This is a genomic window from Streptomyces sp. W16 (genome assembly GCF_033194735.1).
Classification (GTDB): domain Bacteria; phylum Actinomycetota; class Actinomycetes; order Streptomycetales; family Streptomycetaceae; genus Streptomyces.
The window spans coordinates 1-6,635 of sequence record NZ_JAWOAI010000522.1 but is presented as its reverse complement, the minus strand read 5'-3'; the positions used below and the strand labels follow the sequence as shown (position 1 = coordinate 6,635).

General features: G+C 67.0%; 9 protein-coding genes and 2 pseudogenes. 5 read left to right on the top strand and 6 right to left on the bottom strand.

From position 1 onward, the window contains the following. From R6V09_RS42505 to R6V09_RS42490, 4 genes are all read right to left on the bottom strand, one after another. On the bottom strand, positions 1-380 hold a 380-nt coding region (locus R6V09_RS42505), incomplete at its 3' end, for an FAD-dependent oxidoreductase (protein ID WP_317886835.1). Continuing rightward, positions 377-736, bottom strand: coding sequence for a cupin domain-containing protein (locus R6V09_RS42500; protein ID WP_317886834.1), 360 nt, complete (start codon positions 734-736; stop codon positions 377-379). The genes R6V09_RS42500 and R6V09_RS42505, both read right to left, overlap by 4 nt. An 11-nt stretch (positions 737-747) precedes the next feature. Beyond that, the gene (locus tag R6V09_RS42495; RefSeq protein ID WP_317886833.1) at positions 748-2,019 is read right to left on the bottom strand and encodes a lysine N(6)-hydroxylase/L-ornithine N(5)-oxygenase family protein; all 1,272 of its coding nucleotides are present in this window, start codon (positions 2,017-2,019) and stop codon (positions 748-750) included. Continuing rightward, positions 2,016-2,678 carry a GNAT family N-acetyltransferase gene (locus tag R6V09_RS42490; RefSeq protein WP_317886832.1) on the bottom strand — a complete coding sequence of 221 codons (663 nt, stop codon included), beginning with the start codon at positions 2,676-2,678 and terminating at the stop codon, positions 2,016-2,018. Before R6V09_RS42490 ends, R6V09_RS42495 begins: the two co-directional genes overlap by 4 nt. 202 nt (positions 2,679-2,880) lie before the next feature. On the opposite strand from R6V09_RS42490, the gene R6V09_RS42485 reads away from it, so the two are divergent. Then, entirely contained in the window at positions 2,881-3,141 is a 261-nt protein-coding gene (locus R6V09_RS42485) for a hypothetical protein (RefSeq protein WP_317886831.1), read from the top strand. Positions 3,142-3,200: 59 nt separating this feature from the next. Here the strand turns inward: R6V09_RS42485 and R6V09_RS42480 are convergent. After that, positions 3,201-3,442: pseudogene (locus tag R6V09_RS42480) on the bottom strand (IS110 family transposase); the annotation flags it as partial. Positions 3,443-3,712: 270 nt separating this feature from the next. Between R6V09_RS42480 and R6V09_RS42475 the strand changes: the two are divergent. Together R6V09_RS42475 and R6V09_RS42470 are read left to right on the top strand one after the other, a co-directional pair. Continuing rightward, entirely contained in the window at positions 3,713-4,645 is a 933-nt protein-coding gene (locus R6V09_RS42475; RefSeq protein ID WP_317886830.1) for a HEAT repeat domain-containing protein, read from the top strand. A 133-nt stretch (positions 4,646-4,778) separates the two neighbouring features. Next, positions 4,779-4,973, top strand: a pseudogene (locus R6V09_RS42470) (transposase); the annotation flags it as partial. A 37-nt stretch (positions 4,974-5,010) separates the two neighbouring features. On the opposite strand, the gene R6V09_RS42465 reads toward R6V09_RS42470, so the two are convergent. Continuing rightward, entirely contained in the window at positions 5,011-5,979 is a 969-nt protein-coding gene (locus R6V09_RS42465) for a helix-turn-helix transcriptional regulator (protein ID WP_317886829.1), read from the bottom strand. 100 nt (positions 5,980-6,079) lie between these two features. Here R6V09_RS42465 and R6V09_RS42460 point away from each other — a divergent pair, with 100 nt between their 5' ends. Both R6V09_RS42460 and R6V09_RS42455 read left to right on the top strand, forming a co-directional pair. Continuing rightward, complete coding sequence (locus tag R6V09_RS42460; protein ID WP_442810254.1) at positions 6,080-6,211, top strand: VOC family protein; 132 nt, start codon at positions 6,080-6,082, stop codon at positions 6,209-6,211. A 54-nt stretch (positions 6,212-6,265) separates the two neighbouring features. Next, complete coding sequence (locus R6V09_RS42455) at positions 6,266-6,574, top strand: IS3 family transposase (protein WP_037724813.1); 309 nt, start codon at positions 6,266-6,268, stop codon at positions 6,572-6,574. Positions 6,575-6,635 lie beyond the last annotated feature (61 nt).

Below are 6,635 nucleotides of genomic sequence, written 5' to 3'. Positions count from 1 at the left end.
CGCAACTCGCCGAGCAGCCCGGCCCCGTACGGGGCGGGTGCCGGCAGTCGGCGTACCGGAGCCGTCAGGTGGTGACGCAGCGCTGCCGCGGCGGCCGGCCGGCACACCAGCAGCGCCGCCCGGTCCCGTACGGCTTCCCTGAACACCTCTGAGCGATACAACTGCCCACTGCGCAGCGCGAGTTCACGCACCCATGGCGTGTGGCCGCTCGGCGCGGCGATGGCCAGGGAGTGCCCGCTCGCACCGCGCAGGACCTGCTGTCGGTCCAGTACGAGGACCGTCCACGCCGGATGGCGGTGCCGTGCCCACAAAGCGGCCGTCAGCCCGAGCACTCCGGCGCCCACGACGGCGAGATCGCTCACCACCGCGATCGGACTCACCACCACACCGAGTACGCGACCAGGGCCCGCTCGCCGGTCGCCGTGACCTGGTGGGGCTGCTGCGAGGGGATGAAGACGACCTGGCCCTCCGTGACGTCGAAGTCCTGCCCATCGAGCGTCATACGGCCCGAGCCCTGGGCGATCAGCCAGATCTCCTGGACAGTGTGCTGGTCGGGGAAAGAGGTACAGCCCGGCTCGACCGCCCACCAGGAGGCCTCGAACGGCGCCTTGGGCAGCAGGTATTCCAGTGCCGACTTCCCCTCGTAGTCCTCGATGAGCAGCTTCCCCTCAAGAATTCCTTCGGAGGGCAGACCGCCGCCGGGTTCCGGGCAGGGCGTGGTGATGCTCGTCACCATGATGTGATCCTTCAGTCGATCGAAATCGCGAGATCCGGTACGGGGAGTTCGTAGCGTGTGTCGCCGCACATCGCGTTGAGAATTACCGCGCTGCGCCAGGAGACGAGTGCCAGATTGGAGTCGGCGAGACCGTGTGTGCTGCGGGCCGCGTTCTGCACGAAGATCCGGCGGTCGGCAGGCCCGTCCCAGCGGATCGCGTAGTCGAGCTGGACGCCGGGTCCCTCGCGGCCGATGTCCAGCCGGTCTGTGAGGGGGCCGAGGAATTCGGGAAGGCTGCTCTCGTAGCCGGTCGCCAGGATCACGTGGTCGCGGAATTCGTCCGTCGTGGTTCCGGACTCCGGGCAGGAGAGCACAGCGCGGTAGCCGCCGGCCGTAGGCTTGAGACCGAGCAGCCGGTGCCCCGGCAGCACACGGTGGCGTGGGGCATTGGGCTCGATGTAGTCGATCTCGTAGAGCCGGGTGTAGATCTGCTGCAGCAGATCTTCGGTCACCCCGTCGCTGGAGTACACCTGGCTGCCCAGGAGTTGGGCACGCCGGTCTGCGTCCAGGGCGAAGAAGTGGCCGGTGTAGGCAGGGTTGTACCACTCGTTGGCGAAGGGGGAGTCGTCCAGCGGGACGAGCCCCGACCTGCCGGTCGCCCAGGTCAGGGAGCGGGGCGGAGCGGGGGAACTGAGCAGGTCGAGCACGATCTCGGCGGCACTCTGGCCGCCTCCGACGACCAGGACGTCGCCCCCGGCCAGAGCCGCTCGCCGGTCCGCATAGCGTGACGAGTGGAACACACCGTCGCCCAGCAGCGGTTTCGCGTATTCCGGGACACGCGGTGCGCGGCCCACTCCCACCACGACATTCCGGGCTTGATGGGAGGCGCCGTTCGCGGTCCGGATCCGGAATTCGCCGGACCGGAAGTCGATCTCGCGTACTTCCTCGCCGAGTGCGATCTCCTCGATCTGCCCGGCGACCCAGTCGTAATACTGCTCGTACTCCTGGCGGCTGACACCGGAGCGATGGGCGACCAGGGCCCGGTGCAAGCGGTTCTTCGCCTTGAGGAAGGCATTGAACGAGAACGGACTGCCGGGATCGACCAGAGTGACCAGGTCTTTGACGGGGGCCACTTGGAGACGGGCGGCGCGGACCATCATGCCGGGATGCCAGCTGATCGCCGGATTGCGTTCGAGTACCTGGAAACCGATGTCGGGGTGGGGTTTGGAGAGTGCCGCGAGGCTGAGGTTGGACGGACCTGCGCCCACCGCCACGAATGTGAGCGGGGCTGTCGGCGGGTTCATTCGAGCGCCTCGACCCGATGGGTGAGGTGCTTCGCGACGTCGGGCCAGCGGTCCGCCGGAATGGAGTAGAGGGCGGTGTCGCGGATGGTCCCGTCGATCCGCCGCTCGTAGCGCAGCAGTGTTCCCTCGTGGACGGCGCCGATGCCGAGGATCGCGCGCCGCGACCGCTCGTTTCGCACATCGGTCCTGAACTGCACGCGGGCGCAGTTCAGCGTCTCGAACGCGTAGCGCAGCAGGAGGAGTTTGGTCTCCGGATTGACCGCGGTCGACCAGACCGACGGACTGTAGGCGGTGGCCCCGATCTCCACCCGCGCATTGTGCGGGGAGGCGTCCAGGTACGAGGACACCCCGATCACGTCCCCCGCCGTGAAACCGCCGACCGGTCGCACGGCGACGACGGCCCACTGCCGTAAATCGGGCGACTGTCCGAAGTGCGCCAGCCCGGCGGCTAGTTGGGCTGCGTCGGACGGCCTCGGCGTACCGAAGTGCTGCCATACCTGGGAGTGGTCAAGTGCTGCGAACAGCCCCTCGGCGTGTGCTGCCGGGTCGACTGAAGTCAGTCGTACGTGCTTGCCCCGCAGTTCGGTGCCTTCGGGTACCGGCCAGGCCATTTCGTCCCAGGCCGGTTCGCTCGCGTGCTGCAAATGTGAACGCGACATGCGTTCACTTTTGCGGCTGCCGGTGTCCCGCGTCAAGGGCTGTTGCGCCACGAGAAACGGACGTTGGGCGTCCGTCGAGACGTCGGTGCCAGCCGAACTCGTCGGGACCGGCCGGGTCGTTGGCTTCACTGCCGTTGCCCGTGAGGCGGGGGGTGCCCCTATCCCTTTGTCACGGTGTGAAGGGCGTGTCCAGGGTGGCCCGGTGGGGGTTCAGCTGCGGGAACGGTGGGTCGGGCAACCGCTGTGGGCGAGATGGGTTCTCGCGGTGTACTTGATCGGCTTCCTCGAAGGCGCCTGCGCTCACTTTCTTGACCTGATCCGCGGCGGGTTCCATGCCTATGCGTTGTTCCCGCAGGTTGCCTTCCAGGCATTCTTCATCAGCTTGGCGGTCCTTGATCCGCTGGTCGTCGTGGGCTGTTCGTCGTTGCGTCGCTGGTCCCCTTGCATCGCACCACTGCCATGACGCGGGGGAAGCCTCAGGCGGTCATGCCGTCTCGGTGACGTGCCGTGCGTCGCGAAACGTCAAGTGGCCGGGGCGGGTTGGGGGTCGTAGAAGGTGCCGCGCGGAGCATCGCGTAGAGCACGTCGGGTCTGTGTCGTGCGAGGCAGAGGAGGGCTTGGGTGTGGTGCTTGCCCTGGCTGATCTTCTTGTCGTAGTAGGTCCTGGAGGCTGGGTCGGACAGGGACGCGAACGCGGACAGGATGAAGGCCCGTTTGAGCTGTTTGTTGCCGCGGCGGGACGGCTGCTCACCGCGGATTGAAGCGCGGCCGGGTTGCTGGTGTGCAGCGAGCCGGCGCTGAAGGGCCGTTGTCTTCCTCGGCGGCCGTGCGCGTGCTGGGTACATGCGTTTCACAGAAGCTGGCCCACCGAGAGGAGATCGCTCGGCTTCGGAAGGCCCTGGAGGTGACCCGCGGGGAGAACCTGGAACCCCGGCGCCGTCGTGCCGTGTTCGACGCAGACTGACCCCACCCGGGCAGCCTGGTCATGCACTATGGTCGCCTCGAACTTTCATCCGACATGAGAAGACGTACTGGTGAACGCCAGGATCACCCGGATCCAAACCAAACTCGCCGCACTGCCGGCAACGGAGCAGGCTCTACTCGGCCCCCCGCTCACCGAATCACAGCTCTCGGATTTCGAGGACGGTCACGGCGTCCGACTGCCCGAGGAATTCCGCCAGTTCGTCACCCGGATCGGCCACGGCGGATACGGTCCCACCTATGGGCTGCTGCCGATGGAGCAGTGGGTCAGCCGGCAGTCCGGCAGGGGACAGCTCGCCGAGTCGTTCCCGGTCGTCCCCGACCTGGACATCCCCCAAGGCCCCGCTGACCAAGGCGAGTTCACAGACGCTTTCCCCGGCACCATCACGGTCGTCTACCGGGGCTGCAGCGACTTGACGTTGCTTGTCGTCACGGGCCCCGGGTGCGGGCGCCTGGCCGAGGTCAACGGCGAGGGATTCTTCGCTCCCCACTTCCACGCCGACTCCGACTTCCTGTCCTGGTACGAGCGGTGGCTCGACTTCGTCCTGACCGGACACCGGACCCTCACCTGGTTCGCCGACCAGATGTCCGGCAACGAGGCCCAGCTTGTGGCCACGCTCCTGGATGACGAACTCCCGACAAGGCGGCGAGCCGCCGCCTGCACGTTCATCACCCATCCGGAGCCGAGCATCGACCTGCCCGGCACACTGCTGAAAGCACTGACCACCGAGACTCACCCGGCCGTCCGAGAAGCGATCCTCCGCGCCCTGGCCGCCCAGGGGGAACACGGCCGAGACCTGCTTGCCGCGGCACTCACCGATCCGGTCCCCGGCATCCGCTCCCTCGCGGCCATCCTGATGACGACGCGCACCCCGGAAGGCCGGCGGCTACCCGCCCAGCGACGCGAGGCCCTCAGCCGGCAGCTGGCGAACGAGACGGACGACTCGGTGCGCGACTCCATCGAGAGAGCACTCAACCTGACGTGACGCCTTGTCCTCGCCCCCTCGATGCGGGAGTCGGACGCACTGTCCCACCCCAGCAGCACAGTCGTCCGCGGGTACCCAACCCATCGACTCCGGCCTCCGCCACGGCAGTCATCACCGCCTGGTCTGGGACCTCGGCGTGAAGCCACTGATCGCCCGCCGCGGCATGGAGCACGGCTCCGGACTGGGCACCCAACGCTGGGGCGTAGAGCGGGCATTCGCGCACCTGTACTGGTACCGCCGCCTGCGGATCCGCTGGGAGATACGCGACGACATCCACGAAGCGTTTCTCGCCCTCGGATGCGCTCTGATCTGTTGGCGGCGACTGCGCTCCGTGTCAAGCGGCGCCGTGGGCTTGGTGTTGCGGGTCAGGGCGTTGGTGACGGCGCATAGTGGTGGGCAAGATTGGTGGCGAGGTCGCGGAGGTGAGCCCTGGCTTCGGTGGGGCCGTGCACGGTGATGGCGCTCCCGAACGGCAGTAGTGCTCGCACGTCCTCCAGATGCAGGAAGCGGATCGTTACCTTGCGGCCAGTGGCGGATTCTTCATGGTCGTCGTCCGGGACGAGTCGTAGGCCAAAGATCCGTTGCGCTCGCTCGATCTGGGTCTGGTCGATGGTGGCGCTGACCTCTATCGCGTGGTTGTGCTCCCACTGATCAATGAGCGCTGCAGCGACGGTGGCCAGGGTCTGGCTCTCGCGGATCCGTCGTGGCTGGTCGACTTCTTTCCACGTCGTGATCCGTTCGAGTCGGTACATCCGTGGCACTCGGGCACAGTCGGCGACGAGGTACCAGATGCCGGCCTTGGCGAACAGCCCGTAGGGATCCACGACCAGGTCGCGTGGGCATGACTCGCGTGGGCTGTCGTACTCGATCCGTAGCCGGCGACCTCGCCGCACCGTGCCGATCAGCGAAGCCGGAGTCGTGCCGGAAGCTCGTGCCTGACGCCAGGGACGGCTGTCCACGTGCACTACGTCGGTGAGCGGCAGGAGCTCATGAACTCGGCGTGGTTGTGCAGCGGCGATCTTGGAGAGCGCGCGCCGGCTTTCGACCGATGCGTCGAGCTCCGCACGTTGCTTCTCGTCCAGCCCGGTGAGCGACAGATGATCACGCTCGCCCGGTGTGAGCCGCGTGAGGTCGAGCCCGGACCCGGGCAGCATGGTCACGCCTCCGAGGCGGCCCCGGTGTGCGGTCACCGGCAGACCGGCGTCGCGGAGCCAGTTCAGGTCTCGGGTGATGGTTCGAAGGGACACCCCGAGCGCTGAGGCGAGTTCCTGTGTGGTCACGGCATCCCTCGATGCGAGGAGCAGCATCAGGGTGAAGAAGCGGTCTGGGGTCACCCACCAATTTTTTCAGGAATTGCGACACGATGCGGCGCATATCCCGGTCAGGCTGGTGGATGCGTACCTACCACCTGCGAGCCTGTGAGAAGGAACAACCATGACCACATCTGTCGTGTCCATCGTGTACGTGAACGACGCTCCCGCCGCAGTTCGTTTCTACGGCGACCTCCTCGGCATGAGCCCCTCGTTCGAGACTTCGGGATACATCACCTTCGAACTTTGGGCTTGATCCGCTTTGGCGGACATCCGAGATCAGGGGTTCTGCCCCGGGAGGATGTCCATCATGGAGAGCATGGGGAAGAAGAAGCCACGCCCTCGCCGCTCGTTCACGCCGGAGTTCAAGGCCGAGATCGTCGAGCTGTGCCGTCGTGGTGACCGCTCGGTCGGCCAGATCGCCAAGGACTTCGATCTGACCGAGACCGCGGTGCGGCTGTGGGTCAGCCAGGCTGAGGTCGATGCGGGCGAGCGCGACGGGCTGACCAGCAGTGAACGCGAGGAACTGGCCGCGTTGCGGCGGGAGAACCGCCGGCTGCGGGAGGACGTGGAGGTCCTCAAGCGGGCCACGGCTTTCTTCGCGAAGGAGACCCGGTGACGGTGCACCCGTTCATCGAGGCGGAGAAGCGAGACGGTCACAGCGTCAAGCGCGCGTGTGA